Origin of the sequence: Methanosarcina sp. KYL-1 (genome assembly GCF_024372725.1) — an archaeon.
In the GTDB taxonomy this organism is placed as follows: Archaea; Halobacteriota; Methanosarcinia; order Methanosarcinales; family Methanosarcinaceae; genus Methanosarcina.
This window is the reverse complement of the sequence record NZ_VOUA01000001.1, coordinates 399,350-417,867: the sequence shown is the minus strand read 5'-3', so window position 1 is coordinate 417,867 and position 18,518 is coordinate 399,350. Positions and strand designations below refer to the sequence as shown.

At 48.5% G+C, this 18,518-nt stretch carries 16 protein-coding genes and 3 tRNA genes; 14 read left to right on the top strand and 5 right to left on the bottom strand.

The annotated features are described in order from the left end of the window. Both FTO70_RS02015 and cobT read left to right on the top strand, forming a co-directional pair. Window positions 1-141: transposase (locus FTO70_RS02015; RefSeq protein ID WP_255334035.1), on the top strand; the 141-nt coding region annotated here is incomplete at its 5' end. Window positions 142-934: 793 nt separating this feature from the next. After that, window positions 935-1,981: a nicotinate mononucleotide-dependent phosphoribosyltransferase CobT gene (gene cobT / locus FTO70_RS02010; protein WP_255334017.1), complete on the top strand. Its 1,047-nt coding sequence runs from the start codon at window positions 935-937 to the stop codon at window positions 1,979-1,981. A 318-nt stretch (window positions 1,982-2,299) separates the two neighbouring features. On the opposite strand, the gene FTO70_RS02005 is transcribed toward cobT, so the two are convergent. Next, complete coding sequence (locus FTO70_RS02005) at window positions 2,300-2,536, bottom strand: hypothetical protein (protein ID WP_255334016.1); 237 nt, start codon at window positions 2,534-2,536, stop codon at window positions 2,300-2,302. 745 nt (window positions 2,537-3,281) lie between these two features. Between FTO70_RS02005 and FTO70_RS02000 the strand changes: the two genes are divergently transcribed. The 6 genes from FTO70_RS02000 to FTO70_RS01975 all read left to right on the top strand — a co-directional run bounded on the left by FTO70_RS02000 (window position 3,282) and on the right by FTO70_RS01975 (window position 7,887). Then, window positions 3,282-3,354: transfer RNA gene (locus FTO70_RS02000), tRNA-Asn, on the top strand. A 117-nt stretch (window positions 3,355-3,471) separates the two neighbouring features. Further along, window positions 3,472-3,546 (top strand) — tRNA-Ile (locus FTO70_RS01995). 78 nt (window positions 3,547-3,624) lie between these two features. Beyond that, a tRNA-Asn gene (locus tag FTO70_RS01990) sits at window positions 3,625-3,697 on the top strand. 506 nt (window positions 3,698-4,203) lie between these two features. Then, complete coding sequence (locus tag FTO70_RS01985) at window positions 4,204-5,127, top strand: aldolase (protein ID WP_255334015.1); 924 nt, start codon at window positions 4,204-4,206, stop codon at window positions 5,125-5,127. Window positions 5,128-5,313: 186 nt separating this feature from the next. Next, the gene (gene pyk / locus FTO70_RS01980; RefSeq protein WP_255334014.1) at window positions 5,314-6,747 is read left to right on the top strand and encodes a pyruvate kinase; all 1,434 of its coding nucleotides are present in this window, start codon (window positions 5,314-5,316) and stop codon (window positions 6,745-6,747) included. A gap of 225 nt (window positions 6,748-6,972) precedes the next feature. Further along, window positions 6,973-7,887, top strand: coding sequence for a hypothetical protein (locus tag FTO70_RS01975; protein WP_255334013.1), 915 nt, complete (start codon window positions 6,973-6,975; stop codon window positions 7,885-7,887). A gap of 178 nt (window positions 7,888-8,065) precedes the next feature. Here the strand turns inward: FTO70_RS01975 and FTO70_RS01970 are convergent, their stop codons facing one another. The 3 genes from FTO70_RS01970 to FTO70_RS01960 form a co-directional block, all read right to left on the bottom strand. Continuing rightward, window positions 8,066-10,645: a serine/threonine-protein kinase gene (locus FTO70_RS01970; protein WP_255334012.1), complete on the bottom strand. Its 2,580-nt coding sequence runs from the start codon at window positions 10,643-10,645 to the stop codon at window positions 8,066-8,068. Between the two features lie 145 nt (window positions 10,646-10,790). Further along, window positions 10,791-12,770 carry a hypothetical protein gene (locus FTO70_RS01965; RefSeq protein WP_255334011.1) on the bottom strand — a complete coding sequence of 660 codons (1,980 nt, stop codon included), beginning with the start codon at window positions 12,768-12,770 and terminating at the stop codon, window positions 10,791-10,793. A 65-nt stretch (window positions 12,771-12,835) separates the two neighbouring features. After that, window positions 12,836-13,369: a hypothetical protein gene (locus tag FTO70_RS01960; RefSeq protein WP_255334010.1), complete on the bottom strand. Its 534-nt coding sequence runs from the start codon at window positions 13,367-13,369 to the stop codon at window positions 12,836-12,838. A gap of 326 nt (window positions 13,370-13,695) precedes the next feature. Here FTO70_RS01960 and FTO70_RS01955 point away from each other — a divergent pair, with 326 nt between their 5' ends. The 5 genes from FTO70_RS01955 to FTO70_RS01935 all read left to right on the top strand — a co-directional run bounded on the left by FTO70_RS01955 (window position 13,696) and on the right by FTO70_RS01935 (window position 16,750). Beyond that, on the top strand, window positions 13,696-14,307 hold the full coding sequence (locus FTO70_RS01955; protein WP_255334009.1) for a hypothetical protein: 612 nt from the start codon (window positions 13,696-13,698) through the stop codon (window positions 14,305-14,307). Window positions 14,308-14,337: 30 nt separating this feature from the next. Continuing rightward, on the top strand, window positions 14,338-14,949 hold the full coding sequence (locus FTO70_RS01950; protein ID WP_255334008.1) for a hypothetical protein: 612 nt from the start codon (window positions 14,338-14,340) through the stop codon (window positions 14,947-14,949). Further along, on the top strand, window positions 14,915-15,076 hold the full coding sequence (locus tag FTO70_RS01945) for a hypothetical protein (protein WP_255334007.1): 162 nt from the start codon (window positions 14,915-14,917) through the stop codon (window positions 15,074-15,076). The genes FTO70_RS01950 and FTO70_RS01945 overlap by 35 nt, the downstream gene beginning before the upstream one ends. Then, the gene (locus tag FTO70_RS01940) at window positions 15,040-15,375 is read left to right on the top strand and encodes a tetratricopeptide repeat protein (protein WP_255334006.1); all 336 of its coding nucleotides are present in this window, start codon (window positions 15,040-15,042) and stop codon (window positions 15,373-15,375) included. Before FTO70_RS01945 ends, FTO70_RS01940 begins: the two co-directional genes overlap by 37 nt. A gap of 127 nt (window positions 15,376-15,502) precedes the next feature. Continuing rightward, window positions 15,503-16,750: a 26S protease regulatory subunit gene (locus tag FTO70_RS01935; protein ID WP_255334005.1), complete on the top strand. Its 1,248-nt coding sequence runs from the start codon at window positions 15,503-15,505 to the stop codon at window positions 16,748-16,750. A 205-nt stretch (window positions 16,751-16,955) separates the two neighbouring features. On the opposite strand, the gene FTO70_RS01930 is transcribed toward FTO70_RS01935, so the two are convergent. Next, a complete protein-coding gene (locus FTO70_RS01930; protein ID WP_255334004.1) occupies window positions 16,956-17,120 on the bottom strand; it encodes a hypothetical protein in 165 nt (54 codons plus the stop codon). 64 nt (window positions 17,121-17,184) lie between these two features. Between FTO70_RS01930 and FTO70_RS01925 the strand changes: the two genes are divergently transcribed. Then, on the top strand, window positions 17,185-18,264 hold the full coding sequence (locus FTO70_RS01925; RefSeq protein ID WP_255334003.1) for a tetratricopeptide repeat protein: 1,080 nt from the start codon (window positions 17,185-17,187) through the stop codon (window positions 18,262-18,264). Window positions 18,265-18,518: the final 254 nt, after the last annotated feature.

Here is an 18,518-nt window from a genome sequence, read left to right as displayed (position 1 = left end):
AAAAAAGAACTATCAGAGAGAATACACAGTTGTCCTTACTGTGGACTGGTTCTCGATAGAGATCATAACGCTGCTATGAATATTCTGAGATTGGGATTACAATCTCTCCAGAATTCTGGTAGATGCCTGTCACTTCAGTGACGGGAGTAGTCACCTCTTTTGAAAACTCAAACTTCTTGCCCTCTTTAAAAACTCAAGCTTAGTGATCCATTTTATAGCCGGTCTGCAGCACAAATGGCAAAATATTAATCATTCTACATATTAATAATAGCCAAATATAATAATAGTTAAATAATTAAACCGGTTATTATTAAGTAAAGTTTGAACTCAACCAATTGGGCTCAAACTGCATCAAACAAACAGGAATCCAGAGAACGGGCTCTTACACAGGAGCAGCCTTACCTCAAAATAAGGAAGTTTAGAGAGGAAGTTTAGAGAGGAAATTTAGAGAGGAAATTTAGAGAGGAAGTTTAGAGAGGAAGTTTAGAGCCAGATTGTTTTTGAAGCCGGAAAAATTCGGGATTGATATAGAAAAGGATAGAATAGGAAGTGCACTCAATTGATCTTTAGTTGGCTTTGAGTCAAAGCTCTGCAACTGAAGCGGATAATAAGATAAAATAAAGTAAAGTGAAATTGATTAAAAACAAATTATATTTGATTGCTGATTAATATTAAATAGTAAGTCGAAGAATTCTTTTTAGTTTTCTGTGAGATATGAATCTATCTTTATTAGAATTACATATTGTGCAACAATGTTGTGCAAGCATATTATGTGAAATTACATGCCTTACAAGATTACATTTTGTGCAAAATACATGGTCTTATGCCATAATGTTAAATCATTGGCTGAAGGGGACCAGATTGCATGAAACTACATGCTGTTGCAATTGTGTGTGAAATTCACTGAATTTATGATTCATCGAGGAGATAAGATATGGCTTGGATCGAACCGGAAGTAACCAGGAAACCAAAAAAACCGATGTTTTTATGTGTGCTTTCCAACACTAAGACCGCACACATCCCGAAGCTTTCGGCCGCAGGAAAAACGGCTGAACTCACGGACTATACTCCTGCTGGGGATGCAGAGCTCATGGATACCGGCAACATTATCAGCGTACCGGTGCTGCCCATGACACCCCCTTACGACACCCCGACTCCTGCGATAATGACCCGTTCGGCGTTGAAGCTCACAGACGCCCCTTACCATTTCATCAATTCAGGCCTTATCGTGACTCCCGGGGTCCCCTGCATTGACCTGAGAGCAAAACCGGGAGAAGACATAAGGGAGCCTATTGCAGTCAGGGACGTTCAGGGAATCTACGAGCGCGCAAAGTTCCTGGCCAAGAGGCTCAGGAACCAGGTCGACCATGTGGTAATAGGGGAAAGCATTCCCGGAGGCACGACAACTGCCATGGGGGTCCTGATGGCCCTGGGGTATGACGGAAATGTCAGCAGCAGTGCAGATGAAAACCCCCTGGAACTCAAGAAAAAGGTAGTTGAAGAGGGCATGAAAGCCTCCGGCCTGACCTTCGGATGCCTGAAGGAAGAACCTCTGAAAGCCATAGCCTGCATGGGAGACCCCATGATGCCCGCCGTAGTAGGGCTTGCTGCGGGTTTCCAGGGGACTGACATCGAGGTAGTCCTTGCCGGCGGAACCCAGATGGCAGCAGTCTACGCCCTGATTAAGCACATGGGCTTCAACACTGAAAAAATCTCTATTGCCACCACCCGCTATGTGGTCGAAGACAAATCCGCAAACTTCAACGAAATTACTAAAAGCCTTGGAGCTTCCGTCTACGTCGCAGACCCCGGCTTTGGAAAGTCTTCCCTGAAGGGCCTGCACAGGTACGAGACAGGCACCATCAAAGAAGGCGCAGGAGCCGGAGGAGCCATGTACCTCGCAGGCCTTTTCGGGATCACTCAGGACGAATTCAGGGCCGAAGTGGAAGAAGTCTGCAAACTCCTCAAGGCAGGGCACTAAAATCCCTATCTGAATTTCTTTTTTTCATCATTTTATAATTTTTACTTAAGGGGACATTTCCCCTCTCTTTTTATTCGCCTATTTATTTTTATACAGTAACGGTTTTAGACAGAGCTTAACTGGTTGCATATTTGAACAAATAAAAAATATAAATGAAATTAAGCTCTGAAAAACTCTGAAAAACTCCGATAAACTCTGAAAAACTCCGAAAAACTCCGAAAAAAATAGATTGAAAAATAAGAGCCATCTAAGGCTCTTTTACTGCACGTTTTGTATTTAATTCCAAAGCGGACTGAACATTCTGACAGTGCAGGAACTTCAGTTTTCCACACCGGCTTTCTGGCCTTCTTCAGGGAACTCCATGCCCATGGCAGAAGGCACCTTGCGGACTGGCTGCTTCTGGACCGAAAGCACCCTGTTTTCTTCGGATAAGCAGAAATCCGAACTTATACGCCCGCATTTACGGCAGTAGTAGAATACATTAGAACCCATTACCTGGCGTTTCAGGCGAGTGGCACATAAGCTGCAAAACATGGAAATATTGGTATCTTCCATGAGGACCCCTCATTCGTAAATCATGATAGAGTCAAGCCTTGCAGTGCCTACCTTAGTCCAGTACTTGCAAACCTGACAGTACTGTGTCTCCCCATCCATACTCAGTTTAAGTTCAGCGTTGCATTTTGGGCATCTTTTCAAATATTTCGTGTTACAAACCCCCTTACCATTTTTATTGAAATGTCCGGCTGAAACCGAACCTTGCAGGTATGAGAACAGTGAGTAAAAGGACCTTCCTCGACACAGGAAAGTACCGGAAATAACACTGACCCCACGACCCTAAATACTGAAACCCGTGTAAGCCCACTTTAGCCGTACACAGGAGTCCACATCCCCCAGACAGGACCTTACTTTAACATATTTTTAAGGTAAACTGGAACATAAATTATACTGGAATCCAGCCTGTCCGGCTTCGCCGCATAGCGCTGCAACCAAGATAATCAATTATATTGTACCCGAAAGCATATAAGGTTTAGTACAGGGACAAAGAATATAAGCTGAAACCGGCAAAAGATGATCGAGTTGTCCTAAAAAAAGAAGAGCAAAGAAATAAGGTAAATTTCAGGAAAAGCCCTGAAAAACCCGGAATAAATACCTCCCCGGATATGAACACGCCCGCAGATTTTATTTATTTACTCTGTAACGCTGTTCAGAGAGACCTTCGAAGCGAAATATATAAATAATATCATCGCTTTAGGAGTGTTCGCGACAGGGTGAGCATAAACGGGCACACCCGATAACAAGAGCCGCTTTAACTCAGTTGGTAGAGTGTCTGGCTGTTAACCAGAATGTCGTAGGTTCGAGCCCTGCAAGCGGCGTAAAATTCTTACATTTTTATAGCGATTTTTTTGGGCATTTAAAAAACACCACAAGAAATATTGCTATTAAAAACATTAAAACTATTAAAAATCACTACTAAAAGCAATAAACACTGGGGGCCTGTAGCTCAGTCAGGTTAGAGCGCTCGGCTCATAACCGCGTGGTCACCGGTTCAAATCCGGTCAGGCCCATAAAGTATTTATTCTAAGAATCCCTGATAAGGAAGGTTCATCCGTACTCCCGCAAGGGAGCATGTTTCCAATCAAAAAGCCGCTTTAACTCAGTTGGTAGAGTGTCTGGCTGTTAACCAGAATGTCGTAGGTTCGAGCCCTGCAAGCGGCGTAAATCTATTTTAAGCTCTTTTGGATACAAGGTTCCATACTTTTCTGAAAACTTTTGCCAATTCATATGGTTCTTGCATAACTTCAGACGGACTTTCGGGTCTGCAAGAATTCCATGGATGAAATTCAGAGAGAATTTCCATTCTGTTTTCAAGCCCAAATTAATCCTACCCTTCGGTTTTGATTTCCAGTTCGGGTTTTTGGCGCAGCAGCGAATGTCACAAAGAGGTTTTCCCAATCTATATTGCCATCTGATACTGATTTTAAATTCCCGAAATACTTAATAATTCTTAATTGAATAGTCTTTGTAGAAGAGGGGAGTGGCAGGGCTCTGCTGGGCCGGAAACAGGCAGGAGATCACCAGCTACAGAACTGCCGGCTGCCCGACTACAAAAATTATTAAGGATAGTTGAAAGGATATAGATAAATACGGTTTCAAAGTATCTATAGCATCCAACCTACCAGCACCCAAGCAGCTGGAATTCAAGCATATTGAGGTTTATACACATGGTTTCAATTAACAAAGAAGATGTAATCGTACCACTTGATGTCCCGAAAGCAATGCGCGAAACATACGTAAAAAACTACATGGAAATCACCAACCATACCGGCAGACTCATGCTCTTTGCCGGGGACCAGAAAGTTGAACATTTAAACGACGACTTTTTTGGGGAAGGAGTCCCTGAAGACGACGCCGACCCCGAACACCTCTTCAGGATCGCAGCCGGAAGCAAGATAGGGGTTTTTGCCGCCCAGCTCGGGCTTATTGCCCGCTACGGCATGGACTACAGGGATGTGCCATATCTCGTGAAGATAAACTCCAAGACCCACCTCGTAGGCACCTCCCAGGCTGACCCCTTCAGTAACCTCTGGCACGACGTTGACCAGGTGGCCGAGTTTAAGGAAAACAGCGGGCTTAAGATCATGGGAGTAGGGTATACCATCTACCTGGGAAGTGAGTTCGAAGCCGAGATGCTTGTCCAGGCTGCCCAGGTAGTCTACGATGCCCACCAGCACGGGATGGTCTCAGTGCTCTGGATTTACCCGCGCGGAGCTGCAGTAAAGGACGAAAAGGACCCTCACCTGATCGCAGGCGCAACCGGGGTAGGGGCCTGCCTGGGTTCTGACTTCGTGAAAGTAAACTACCCGAAAAAGGAAGGAGCAAAATCTGCCGAGGTCTTCAAAGAAGCCGTAAAGGCAGCCGGGCGCTGTAAGGTTGTCTGTGCAGGCGGTTCAAGCGACGATGCCGAAGCCTTCCTCAAAAAGCTCTACGACCAGATCCACATCTCCGGAGCCCAGGGGAACGCAACCGGCAGGAACATCCACCAGAAGCCTCTGGACGAAGCTGTCCGCATGTGCAACGCCGTCTACGCCATAACCATAGAAGAAGCAAGCGTAGAAGAAGCCCTGAAAATTTACAGGGGCGAATAAAAGAGTAAACAGGTACGTATAAAAAGTACACAGGAACGGATAAGGGTTACTGCAGAGCCCCGGAAAACTCAAGAGCCCCGGGTACAGATTCCTGACCCCCTGACCCATCAGGAGTTCCTGAAAGGTTAAAGGACAGTATTAAAAACGGCATTGAAGATCAGTTTGAATATCAAAGGCCGTGAAAATATGCAAATTCCGGACCATAAGACAAAGATCGTCTGCACCATAGGGCCTGCTTCCTCCTCCGAGGAAATTCTCAGGGAACTGGTGCTTGCAGGCATGAACGTAGCAAGGATCAATTTTTCCCACGGAGACTTCGAGAGCCACAAGGAAGTCATCCGGCGGGTCCGAAAAGTCTCAGAAGAGCTTGACAGGACAATTGCAATCCTTGCCGACCTTCCGGGCCCCAAGATCCGAATCGGAAAACTTGAAAAAGAGCCCGTGATGCTGCACAGGGGAAACCGGGTAACCCTTACAGTGAATGATGCCCCCGGAAGCGAGGAAAGGATCCCCGTCAGCTATAGGCAGCTCCCGGAAAGCGTCTCCCCGGGAAGCCTGATCTATTTAAGCGACGGGTTCATCCAGCTCCGCTGCCTGGAGGTCTCGGGAAAGGACGTGCTCTGCGAAGTCCTTGTCGGAGGGCAGCTTTATTCCCATAAAGGGTTAAACCTGCCCGGGGCAAAGATTTTCCTTGACCCGGTAACGGAAAAGGACTTCAGGATCCTTGAGTTCGCCCTCAATGAGGACGTTGACACCTTCAGCATATCCTTTGTGGAAAAGGCCGAAGATATAAGGAAGGTCCGGAATTTTGCCGCAGAAAAGGGAAAATCCGTATACGTAGTCTCAAAAATCGAAAGAAGGCAGGCGGTCCAGAACATTGACGAGATCCTTGAAGAAACCGATGCCCTGATGGTTGCCCGGGGAGACCTGGGAGTGGAGATCCCGATCCAGGAAGTGCCTTCGGTCCAGAAAGAACTCATCCAGAGGGCAAAATTCCTGAGCATCCCCGTGATCACGGCAACCCACATGCTGGCTTCCATGACCGACAACATCCGACCCACCCGGGCCGAAGCAACGGATGTTGCCAATGCCATCCTGGACGGCACGGACGCGGTCATGCTCTCGGAAGAAACCGCTGTTGGGAACTATCCCGTAGAGACCGTGGAAATGATGGCAAAGATCGCAAAGACTACCGAAAACTGGCGCTCAAGGACGAAGTGGGGGCTTGACACGATAATCAAGGGCATCACGGCCCGGGAGATGTCAGTGGACGAAGTAATCACCCTCCAGGTGCATGAAGCCCTGCAAAAGCTCCCTGTGGCAGCCGTATTGACCCCCACCCGGAGCGGAGCGACCCCGCGCCGGCTTTCACGCTTCAAGCCCGAGCCCTGGATCCTGGCTTTCACGCGCTTTCCGAAGACCTGCAGCTGCCTGTCCCTATCTTACGGCGTCTACCCTGTCATCATGAAGAAGAACGTTGAAAACTGGGAAAAGGAAACCACGGAAAAAGCAAAGGAAATGGGTTTCACTAAAAGCGGGGACATCGTAGTCCTCACCCAGGGCCCGGCTTCCGGAAAGCCAGGGGGCACAAACATGCTCAAGATCCTCACGCTGGATTAAATTTCGGGAGGCTCGAAATCCATAAACCTTTATATTTAATTAGCTTTTGACTCTTACCTTTATATTTAGCTTTAGTTTTCAGCCTTAAATTCAGAACCCCAGTTTAAACCATTTTTTGAATTCAGGAAAAACAAATAAGAAAAATTGCTCATGCCAATAAATTTAGATACCTTATGTATGTTTTTACCTTCAGAGTAATTTACCGGATTTTATGAGGAGTCGCTAATGAAGAAAAAGAAGGACTCAGCAACAAAAAACCAGAGATATATGGCCATTTTCCTGGCCGCAACGATGCTACTGTCAGTATTTGTAGTGTTTGTCAATAATAACTCAAAAACGGACAGGGATAATGACGTTCCTGTTCCCGAGCTTGATGGCAACATTACCACCTTTGCTTTCTCCCAGATCCAGGGGAAGCAAGTCCAGCACGAATTCAACTCCATTGCCGACGGGCTTGAAATGAGCCCTGAAGGGCCTGTTAATGCCCTTTATGTTGACCTGCAGAAAACCAGGGGGACTCCTCTGGAAATGGCTCTTGGCAGCATCGAAATGATGAACTCCTTCTACGGAGCCGACGTCACCAAACGCTACAGCACAAATTACGCAGATGGAAGCGGGTTTGAACTCCACCAGATTCCCGAGCAGAAGCTTGCCATCCCCATGGACACCCGCGTATATCCCTACAATGACTACCAGATGCTTTACCGGACAAACGGCACCTACAACATCTGGAACGTGGTCGGAAACCCCGCAGTCATGGGCCCCATCCAGAGCGTTAGAAGCGTTGTCGATGTCCTTGAAGGAAACGCAACTGCTGCAAGCGAATATGACCAGCTCCTGGTCCTGGCGGACCCTGAGGATTCGATCTACCAGGAAGTGGGAACAAAAACCAACCTCACCGACATCCCCGCCGACAAATATTACAGGGACTTAAAAAAGCTGGATGACGGCAGCTACATGCAGACATCCATCTTCCTTAACCCCAAACCCGAACTAACAGAAAAAATCTCAACCATGCAGGCAAACTGCACCGAGCGCGGAGTCGCCTACAGCGTAACGAATGAAGGAGAAATCACCAAACTTGTAATAACAGCCGACTTCGAGAGTCTCTACGCGGAAGACAACCTGCTTTTAATATAAGCAGGTTAATTTTTTTATTTTTTTCTCTTCCTTTTTTCCCTTTCATTTTTCCTTTTCGTTTTTCTCCTGTAATGTTTCAGGTTTTGAACTCCGGAAAACTGATTTTCGCCTTGCCTGCACCTGCAGGTCCCAAAAAAACCTTAACGGGACCATTAAACAGGAAGTTTAAAATGGGCGTTTACTCTTTGCCCGCTGCCCCCTCAATCCTGCCGAGCAGGACTTTAAGGCCCTCTTCGAACTCCTTTCCGAGAGGAATCCCGTTCCTTATCATATACTCAAGCTGGGAGACAGCACTGTCCAGCTCAGCCCTGTTTTCCCCGGCATAATCCCCGAGGTCTTCGAGGGCCTGCAGGAGTTCGGGTTTTTCATTGACGCGGGCATAGAGGAGGGCGACCTTTGAGGTTTTTTCCACGACCTCCCGGGTCATCCGTTCGATCTCTTCCCGGCTGGTGCTCAGCTTCAGCGTCTGTTTCGTTTTTTCAAGGCTATTTTTCATTTCCTCTTCTTCAAGGTCCAGCCTTTCCAGGGCATCGAGGGCAGAAAGGAATTCGTAAACGTCCTGGTACCTGTCAGCTTTTTCCTGGGCCAGCAGTTTTTCAAAGACCCCGTCATAGCGGCCCAGGGCAGGGTCGGTTTTTGAGATTGCAGCCGGCTTTACCTCCTTTGAGACGATTTTACCTAGCAGCGCTCCCATGGAACACCCCGAGTAAGGAAGTTTTCCGGCAAGCAGCTCGTAAAAAACCAGCCCGATCTGGTAGATGTCCGTCCTCTGGTCGGGCTTTCCGTACATCTCCTCATCAAGCTGTTCGGGGGCTGCGTAGAGGGGAGAATAAGCATTGTGGGTGGTAAGGGAGTTCCTGGCCCCTATTTTTGCAAGCCCGAAATCCGTGATCTTTGGGGACAGCTCGCTATTGAGCAGGATATTCAGGGGTTTTAAGTCGTGGTGGAAGATTCCCCTCGAATGGGCATGGGAAAGGCCCTCTGCAATTCCCCGGATAAGCTTTAAGGCCCCGGCTTCCGGGAAGGGTTTGGGGTACTGGTCCAGTTCCCGGACCTGCCTGCCCTTGCAGTCAGCCCCTTCGACAAACTCCATTTCCAGGTAGGGCACGGGCAGCAGGTCGGACTTATACAGCCGGACTATGTTCGGGTGGTTCAAATTGTACCAGGCAGCGACTTCCTTTATGAAGAAAGAACTTGTCTTCTCATCAATCCGGGGGATTTTCAGGGCCACGGTTTCTTCGTCGGCCTTCCTTTTTACCTTGAAGACTGCCGCAAAGCCACCCTTCCCCAGAAGTTCAAGGGGCTCATACTGGGAAAGAAGGGCAGCCGGGAACCCTTCAAGAGAGGAACTGGTTTCCGGCTCTACCCCTGCTCCTGCAACTGCTCCTGCAACTGCTCCTGTTCCCACAGTTACTTCCGGATCTGCCTCAGACTTCACCCCGGAATCCACTTCAGACTTGATTTCAGACTTTACTTCAGACTTAATTTCAGACTTAATTTCAGGCTTCGCTTTCACAGGCCCCGTTCCTGAAGAAGGGCCTTTGCTTTCTGCGGCTCCACCTTCAGCCTCCCCTCCAGCTCCGCTTGCAGATGCAGAAGCCGCCTGTGAGGAAGCCTCCCCGGAAGGAGGCATTTTCCCGATCCAGGTCTTGGGGGGATAAATCTCCTCATGAACTTCCCCGGAAGAAGATTTTTTTCCGACATTGTTTTTGGAGGGAGAAGCCCGCAGGGCCCCGGAGTCCTTCGCATTCTTTGTCTTCGGTTTTCTTTTCTTGAGCGCAACAAAGAGGAGGACCAGCATCAAAAGGGACAAGAAACCCCCTACAATCTCGCTCATGTTATCTTCGTTAATGTTACCTGAAACTACGACCCTGTCCCCGGTATCCGCTCCCGGATAGGTACCTGTCTCAAGATTGAGCCTCTGGACAGGAACGTCCCAGTAAAGTTCCCTGGAAAAGGCATATCCCTGAAGGAATTCATTGTACTCGTAGTAGACCCAGAACATGTCCCTGCCGGGTTCATATCCCCATAAGACCCCGGACCCGGCATTGTATGTCCAGCCTTCGAACGGAAGGTCCTGAACTGCGTAAGAAGCAAGGTCAAGCCGCGGTTCATAAATGTAGAGAGCCGTGTATTGAGGGTCGTAGATCAGGAAACTATCCCTTGCGGGAGCATAACTCCAGAAAAAGCCGTTATTCCCATCCTCATGCCAGGTAAGCCCCACTGCAAGTTCCCCCAGGTCAGGAGAAATTTCCGGTTCTTCCCGGCTTGCAGGTTCTTCCCAGTTAACCGGCTCTTCCCAGGCTGCCGCGATCTCCCCGCCTGCAAAGACTTCATCTGCGGGGGCAAAAGTCCAGGCAAGGTCAGGGTCCGGGAGGTACACCCAGTAAAAACCTGTTGTGAAATCGAAAACGAAGACCTGATCGGAATAAGAGTCATAAGCATAGAGTTCATAATCCGTGACCCCGGAAACCCAGAAAAGATTATAGTATTCGGAGGGGTCGTAATTCAGGCTGTTGCTCATGGAATATCCGAAAGCCTGGCCGACTTCCAGGTCCAGTTTCCAGTAAACATCGGCAGCAGGGTCATAGACCCAGCCAGCGCCGTTCACCTCGTCGTACATCCCGTAGAGGCCGTAATCGGGGTCATATTCCCAGGAAAGACTCCCGTCGCCGGAAGCCCCGGCTGCCGCACCCTGGGCAAGACAGCCGAGAAAAATAAGAAGGAAGAACAGTTGCAGAGGGGCATTTCTTGTCATCGGAACCATCGCAGACTTATTTTTGATTATAAAAAAGTAAACCGGAGAATGGTCTGAAATTCTTAACTAATTTCCAGAAATATATTTAGAATTTCTTTTATAAAGCTATAATTGTTTATCTCCGGATTTTCAGGTTTCACATTTCTTATTTCATCATCACAAGCCCGATATCCTCAAGGAACCTGACGTTATGCCCGTTTTCCCCGGCATATTCGTAGAATACGGGCTTGACCACGGATTCGTTTCCGAAACTTTTTGCGATGTCCCCCAGGACTACGAAATCTTTAAGGAGGAGCCCGTCTTCGATGGCTTTACGTATGGAGAGTATCAGTTTTTCGCTCTTTTCGGTCTCGGTCTCAAGTTCGCAGAGCTTTGCAAACTCCCTTGCCACCTCATCGTGGGGGTTGTAGAGCTGCTTTCCGGTCTCGAGGTCGAGCAGGCAGACCGAGAGGTATTTTGAGAGGAAGTTCCTGTGGAAGTCCTCGCTTGAGATGTACCTGCCGACAGCGGCTTCAAACCCGGTTGGGGATGCAAGGCAGAGCAGGACCCATTCGCCTTTTTCTTTTGCCTCGTCCCGCGAATCCACAAGGAAGACGTTGAGGTCTTTGAGTTCCAGGGGATCGGTATCAAAGCCTGCTTCCGCATACTTCTCGACCCTTGCAGAGAAGAGGGCTTTGAGGTTGTACCGCTGTTTTTTCCCGAGCAGCTTCTTTTCCGTCAGGGCGCCGACCAGGGAGCGGTTTTCGGGCAGGCTCTTTAAGTCCCGTGCGCTCAGCCCGGAACTTTCCGCAAAGCAGGAAGTGTCCACCTGCTTGATTTCCCTGAGGTTTTCGACTTTATAGGCCCTCCCGGAAAAGGTGACCGTGTTTCCGAGCCTGTGCTCAAGCCTGCCGACGAAATTCAGTTCGTACTGTTTCACTTCGTCCAGCTTCACGTATCGGCTGCCTTTCCCTTCAGCAAGGGCTTTTTCTGCAGCAAGCCTTCTAACCTTCTCTTCGACCTGCTCTTTTTCGGCGGCAAGTTTTCGGGCCTGCTCTTCTGCAGCTTCTTTTTCCGCAGCTATCGCCCTGTTCTGCTCTTCTGCCAGCGCCTTTTCGGATTCTATTGCCTTAACCTGCTCTTCAGCCCGGGCTTTTTCGGCTTCCAGGGCTTTGAGCTGCTCTTCAACTTCCTCTTTCCGGAAAGCAATTTCCCGGATCTGCTCTTCTGCCAGGGTTTTTTCCGAAGCCATCGCTTTAGCCTGCTCCTGTGCCTGCAGTTTTTCTTCGGCAACAGCCTGGAGCAGGGCTTCGGTCTCAGCTTTCCTGGCAGCAAGCTGCCTGAGCTTTTCTTCAGCCTGCTCTTTTTCGGAGGCAATGCCCTTTGCCTGGGCTTCGGCAGAGGCTTTTTCGGCTTCGGCCTGTTTCAGCCGGCCTTCTGTAAGCTCTTTTTCCGAACTCAGCAGGGCCTTTTCAGAGCTCAGTTTTTCGATTTCGGCTTTTGCCCTTTCTTTTTCAGCCTCGAAACCTTTTTCTGCGACCCCTACCCTGGCTTCGGTCGCATGTTCCCAGGAGCCGATCAGGCTCTTCAGCCAATCAAGTTCCACAACCGAGGAACTGACTGCGGAGTTGAGCTTTTCCTTGTAGCCGTCCCATTTTTTCTTGAGGTAGTAGCGCAGAGTGAGCCTGAGGGCAGGGTCTTCGAGCTGCCCGTCCACCCAGGAGTCCATGGAGATATAGTAGTCCCGAAGGAGAGCCAGGACCCCATCGTCCTTTTGAATAAGCTTTTTCCGGATATCATCTGCAGAGAGGATTTCAAAAAGGTTGTAACGTTCAATGTTCCTTAAAAGTTCGACTTCGGCGTCACTGAAGATCTTTGAGGCCCCGAAAAATTCCCCGTTTTCCCGGAAACTGGCAGCAAGTACCAGGAGCGCCCCATCAAACAGGGAGAGGAAGTGCTGGTCCAGGTCCTTTAAGAAAGTCCCGCACTCCTCGTCCAGATAGCTGTCGTAGTTCATCCGGATCTTGTTCCAGAGCTCGACCCTCCGCTCAAAGGCATCGTGCTTAACAGGCATCCCGACCTTAAGCACCCTCTTTGCGGGTTTCAGCAGCTTTTCAACACACTCGATATTTCCCTCTGCAAACAATATACTCACCTCACCTTCCCAGGAATCGGCTCTTTAATAAGCGCATAAGTCAGCTCATTACAAGCTCATCCAAGGAAAATCCTCATTTCCTCATCAAGTTTGTCGGCAATAAAATCAACGACGTTTCCATATCCTTCGACACTGACCACAAAACGGAGGACTCTTCCATCATCTTCGCCCCCGCAAGCGCAGCCCAGCCAGCGGATTTCAAGCTGGGCCTGCCCTTTTTTCGTGTAAACGGTATAGTGGCTGGCATTCTCGGTGGAGTATTCGAAACTTGCCCCGAGTTTGCTCATAAGGTAGTTCAGGAAGCTCTGCAGGGCTTCAAAACGCTCCGAACTCTCATAGACGAGTTTCCTGCTCTGTTTTTCCACGGCAGGCTCGTAAGGTTCCACCCTGTAGACCTCCACTTTCCCGGCATCGATATCAAGCCTGGAATAAAGGTCCTCAATAAATTCGTCCACATCGGGACCTTCGAAGAGCAGCACGGCTCCCTTAGGCTTCTTTATTTTTGCCCTCTCGCCCCAGCGTTCGACGGTGTAATCGATCCGCTTGCGTTCAGCGTCCGAACCGTAATCTATGGTAAACAGATATTCCATCTTTAAAGAGTAAAGGCGTGGTCCTATATAAATATATCTCCGTTTTGGATAATTCGTATATTTAGGAAATTAAATAGAATCCATTATTCAGGAAATTTAGAATATTTCTCCGAAATGGAGAAAAATTAATATAGGAAGTACTCACAAATAATATCTTAACACTCACACAGATTAAAACGGGCTAGCAGGGCAAAAACCCCTGAAAACAACTTAAAAAAAATAAAATTTAACAACTAAAACGCCGAAATATAACTCAGGAAAAAAAATCGAACTTAAAATATTGAACTTAAAATATCGAAATAGGGAAAACTCCGCAGGTGAAGAGCATGGCACTTAAAGACTTAATGGACTCGTTTAAGAAAAACCCGGTCGACAAGCTGAACACCCGGGACCTCCAGGAAGAGGAGATCCGCCTGAAGAACCGCATGGAAAGGATCCGAAAGGACATAAACCGGATCGAGAAGGACAAGAAACAGAAATTCCAGGAAGGAGTCGGGTCGGACCTGATGAAAAAGAAGATGCTTGCCCAGGAGATCAAGCAGATGGACACGGAAGCCCGGCTCAAGCTCAAGAACTTCACGACCATCAACAAGCAGTATATGTTCGTCTCCAACCTCATTGTGGTCAAGAAGTACGAGCAGGACCTCAAGAAAAACAAGATCTGGGACAAAATCTCCGAAATCGGACCTGAAAATTTCGAAAGCGCCCTGATAAAGACCAGCCTCACAGGCAAAGACTTCGAAGAAGTCTTAAACGACCTGAACAGGGTCTTTGAGATGGACATAACAGACTTCGAAGCAGGGGAAGACGAAGCCGAATCCCAGCTCCTGGACGCCTGGAGCAGTGTGGAGTCCGGGGCAATGGACGTGGACGAGGTTGAGCAGACCCTCTCCCTGGAAAAGAGCCTGGAAAAAGAAAGGGAAGAAAACGAATTTTGAGCTTAAAACGAAGGTAGAGGGAGGGAACGGATGGGCATTTTTTCAAAACTTTTCGGCAGCAAAGACCCGATAGAGTCCATGAAGGCCGAGGATCTCCGGATCATGGAGATCAAGCTGAACCGCAAGATCGAAGAACTCCAGGCCGAAGTCCGGGAAACGGAAAGCGAGATTGCAAAACTCTTCGAAAAGGCAAAAGCCGCTAAATCCAAAAGCGAAGAACTGACCCTGGCCCGCAGGATCAAGACCGTATCCCAGAGAAAGGAGATGAAAACCGCCGCCCAGGCCAAGCTCGACAAGGAACTCCGGGCCGTCTCCAACATGCTGATCTTAAAGGAGCACCAGGCCGACCTCCAGGCCGCAGGCGTCTGGGACAAGGTAAAAAAGCTCGAGCCCGAAAAGCTCGAGAACTGGCTGGTCGCCCAGAACCTGGAAGCCCAGGACCGGGACGAAATAGTTTCTTCCATCATTGACATGACCTCAACGGCCATGCTGACCGGAGTCGAACAGGAAGACGACCTGGACGACATCCTGAGTGCGATCCGGGCCGTAAAAGACGGAGACCTGGACCCCGAAGAGGCCGAAGAAGTGGTAAATGAGAATAAAGGGTATGGTAAAGAGTACAGGCCTAAAGACCTGGAATGAAAAGAAAAGGAATGAAAAGAAAAAGGCTGAAATGAAAACTGAAAAGAAAAAATGTGATGAGATAAAAACTGAAAAACATGAGGTGAAGCTTTGGGACTTTCCGGTTTATTCGAAAGGGTTTTCCTGAAAAAGATAGACGGCAAAAACGCCCATGACTGGTTTGAACTCGGGGCAAAGGAAAGGGACCCTGCAAAAAAGGTAGAGTATTTCGAAAACGTGGTCAAACTGAAACCCGGCTTCGTAGGCGCCTGGAACCTGCTCGGAAGTGCCCATGCCGACCTTGGAGAGTTCGAAAAAGCCCTCGAATGCTACGACCAGGCCCTTTCGATCTGCCCCTCGTATAAAGAGGCGAGGTTAAACAGGAAAAACCTGGAAAAGAAAATGAAAGAAGCTGAGGCCGTGCCTGAAACCGGAGCAGGAGAATAAAAACCTGAAAGCCCGGAAAACGGAAGGGAAAAAGCAGGGAAATGAAAACCGGAAAACAGCTTTCAACCATTCAGCCGACCTGAGATAAAATATCCGCTGGATAAAATATCCGCTGCGAGGTAATCAAATGAAAGTAGATCTAACAGGCCCTCTCCATTCTTCCCTGGAAACCGCCACAAAAGAGTACAAGGAGGCAAAAACCGGAGGAGACGCCGGAACGGCCAGGAAAAAAGCCCTGGAATGCTCAAAAATCCTTAAAGTCCTGGCCGAAAAAGTTCCCTCCCAGAAAGAAGCCTACCTGGAAAAGGCAGGGAAGTGGGAGAGGATAGCCGATAATGTGGAAAATTCTATCCGGGCACAAAAAGAAGGAGCTTCACGTTCCGGGAAAAGCGGAGGAAGAAACGGGAACGGTGCCTGGAACAGCACCGGAGGAGGAAGAGGAGGAAGCAGGAGTTCCGGGGGAGGCGAAGTCGAAAACGAAGACGAATTGCTCGCCCAGGCCGAATCCCTTATCGAAAAATCTTCTGTCCGCTGGGACGACATCGGCGGCCTTGACGAAGTCAAAAGTCTCATGAAAGAGACCATATCCATTGCCGGTATCCAGAAACCAGCCTCCATCAAGCCCTGGAAAGGCATCATGCTCTTCGGGCCCCCGGGGACCGGAAAGACCCTCCTTGCCGCCGCTGCCGCAGGCAGCCTTGATGCCAGGTTCTTCAATGTAAAAGCCGACAATGTGCTCTCCAAGTACTTCGGGGAATCCTCAAAGATGGTTTCCGCCCTCTATAAAGCTGCCCGGAAACACGCCCCTTCAATTGTTTTCATTGACGAGTTCGACTCCATCAGCCTCTCCCGCGAAGGTGACACAAGCGAGTCCTCCCGCCGCTTGCTCTCGACCCTCCTCGCAGAACTTGACGGCCTGCAGGACAAGAAAAGCGACAGGCTCATGCTGACCCTTGCCGCCACCAACACCCCCTGGGACCTGGACGCAGCCGTCCTCTCACGCTTCCCGCGCCGGATCATGGTGCCCCTCCCTGACAAAACCGCTTGCAGGGAAATAATCAAGATCCACATCAAAGACCTCGACGCTTCAAAGCTCGACCTCGACGGACTGGCCGGGACCTGCGTCGAAAAGTTCTACTCCGGCAGGGACCTCCAGAACCTCTGCCAGCAGGCAGTCTGGAACATGATCAGGGAAGAGAACAAAGACCTGGAACAGCTCGCAGACCTCCCTTATGCCGAGCTTAACAAACGGAAGCTGAACGTAACCCCCCTGAAGTTCGATTACTTTGAAGACGCCTTTGAGAAGATCAGGACTCCGCTTACGAAAGCACAGCTTGGGAAGTACGAGAAGTGGAATGAGGAGTTCGGGGGATAATTTGATCCCCTTCCTTTACCCGCTTCTCCACCCTCTTCCATCGAACTTGTCTATGAAAAAAATCAAATTATTTTTCAAAAATCCGAAGAGCCGTAATTACATGATTTATACCATAACAGGAAAAATCCGCGTTTAAGCACCCTCTTTTTGATTGTTTTCCTATTCCGAATTATTTTCCTCTTCAGGATTATTTTCTTCTTCAGGATTATTTTCCTTTTCCAGAATATTTATTTTTCAGGAATATTTTCCTCTTTAAGGTTATTTTTCCGGCCCAGCCTTCAAAAAAAACATAAAATTCAGCTGAAAGTGGAAAATCAAACGTTAAAACGTTTAGAAAGCGGATAAAAAGTTTAAAAAGGTTGAACCCCATAAGGAGTAGCTATTCAAAAGGCCATACATGGCTTTTGGGGATATATGTCCATAGGGTGAGTAAATTGGCTAGAAGAAAAAATGATGAGGAAGTTGACTTCAATAAGGCTAAAGAATGGTTTGAAATGGGCCTCAGTACGGAAGACCCGGAAGAAAAACTGGTATACTATACCAGGGCCTTAAAAATTAATCCTGATTACATTGAAGCCCTGATAGGGAAAGGGAACACTTTTCTGGAACTGGGGATTGCAGAAAGTGCAATCAAATGTTACAACAGGGCTCTTGAGATCAATCCTGACTCCATGGAAGCGCTGGCGCACAAAGGAAACGCCCTTTTCATTGCAGGCAGGCACAACGAGGCAATTGAATACTATGACAGGGTCCTTTCCAGAGACCCGAAGATGGCAGGGGTATGGCTAAACAAAGGAATTTCCTATTCAAGCACCGGAAAAGAAGAAAAAGCCCTCGAATGCTATGATAAAGCCCTTTCCATCGAACCGGAATTTGCAAACGCCTGGCTGTGCATGGGAGATGCCCTCGAAGCAATCGGGAAGTATGAGGAGGCGCTTGAAGCTTATGAGAAGGGGCTTTCCATAGACCCGGAAGACGCTCCTGCCTGGATTAACAGAGGAAAAGCCCTCAGAAGGCTTGAAAGGCATGAAGAAGCCCTTGAATCCCATAGAAGGGCCCTTGAGATGGACCCGCAATCTGCAGGGGCCTGGAGCAACCTGGCAGGATCGCTCTATATGCTTGAGAGGTACGGGGAAGCGCTTGAAGCCTGTGACAGAGCTATCGAACTTGAGCCGGAGTTTGCAGGGGCCTGGAATAACAGGGGCGTTATTTTAGGAAAGTTAGGAAGGCTTGAAGAGGCCCTTGAAGCGTATGAAAAGGTGCTGGAACTTAAGATGGACAATGCAAAGGCCTGGGTCAGCATGGGCAGTGTTCTTGCAGCCCTCGAAAGATATGAAGAAGCCCTCGATTGTTACAACAAGGCCCTCAATCTCGATCCCCGGTTAGCCATTACCTGGAACGAAAAAGGAAATGTCCTGCAGAAGCTCGGGAAACCCGAAGAAGCCCTGGAAGCTTATGAAAACGCCCAAAAGCTCAACAAGAATAAGCAGAAACCAGGATTGAAGAACTATTAGGGCGCCAGTAAAAAGGTAATATGTTGAAATTTCCCTCCAGATAAAATGGCTATAGTCCCGAAAAAGCAACTGCAATCCAATAGTTCAATTACTTCAAAAACCCTTTTTTGACCTATTTTTCAGGCGCATCTGCCCCTCGCCCGGTTCTTTGCAGCCGGCTTTTTCCATAAAGTGTATACGGATAAACAAAGGGAGCGGCAGGATGACAGAGTAGTTATTCCGGTAACCAAAAAGGTTAACCTGATGACGGAAAA

Excerpts from the sequence above, each read along its gene's own strand:
- FTO70_RS01970 (WP_255334012.1), bottom strand. The coding sequence starts at position 10,645 with ATGACAAGAAATGCCCCTCTGCAACTGTTCTTCCTTCTTATTTTTCTC.
- FTO70_RS01935 (WP_255334005.1), top strand. The coding sequence starts at position 15,503 with ATGAAAGTAGATCTAACAGGCCCTCTCCATTCTTCCCTGGAAACCGCC.
- cobT (WP_255334017.1), top strand. The coding sequence starts at position 935 with ATGGCTTGGATCGAACCGGAAGTAACCAGGAAACCAAAAAAACCGATG.
- FTO70_RS01985 (WP_255334015.1), top strand. The coding sequence starts at position 4,204 with ATGGTTTCAATTAACAAAGAAGATGTAATCGTACCACTTGATGTCCCG.
- FTO70_RS01960 (WP_255334010.1), bottom strand. The coding sequence starts at position 13,369 with ATGGAATATCTGTTTACCATAGATTACGGTTCGGACGCTGAACGCAAG.
- FTO70_RS01950 (WP_255334008.1), top strand. The coding sequence starts at position 14,338 with ATGGGCATTTTTTCAAAACTTTTCGGCAGCAAAGACCCGATAGAGTCC.
- FTO70_RS02005 (WP_255334016.1), bottom strand. The coding sequence starts at position 2,536 with ATGGAAGATACCAATATTTCCATGTTTTGCAGCTTATGTGCCACTCGC.
- FTO70_RS01975 (WP_255334013.1), top strand. The coding sequence starts at position 6,973 with ATGAAGAAAAAGAAGGACTCAGCAACAAAAAACCAGAGATATATGGCC.
- pyk (WP_255334014.1), top strand. The coding sequence starts at position 5,314 with ATGCAAATTCCGGACCATAAGACAAAGATCGTCTGCACCATAGGGCCT.
- FTO70_RS01930 (WP_255334004.1), bottom strand. The coding sequence starts at position 17,120 with ATGGGGTTCAACCTTTTTAAACTTTTTATCCGCTTTCTAAACGTTTTA.
- FTO70_RS01945 (WP_255334007.1), top strand. The coding sequence starts at position 14,915 with ATGGTAAAGAGTACAGGCCTAAAGACCTGGAATGAAAAGAAAAGGAAT.
- FTO70_RS01955 (WP_255334009.1), top strand. The coding sequence starts at position 13,696 with ATGGCACTTAAAGACTTAATGGACTCGTTTAAGAAAAACCCGGTCGAC.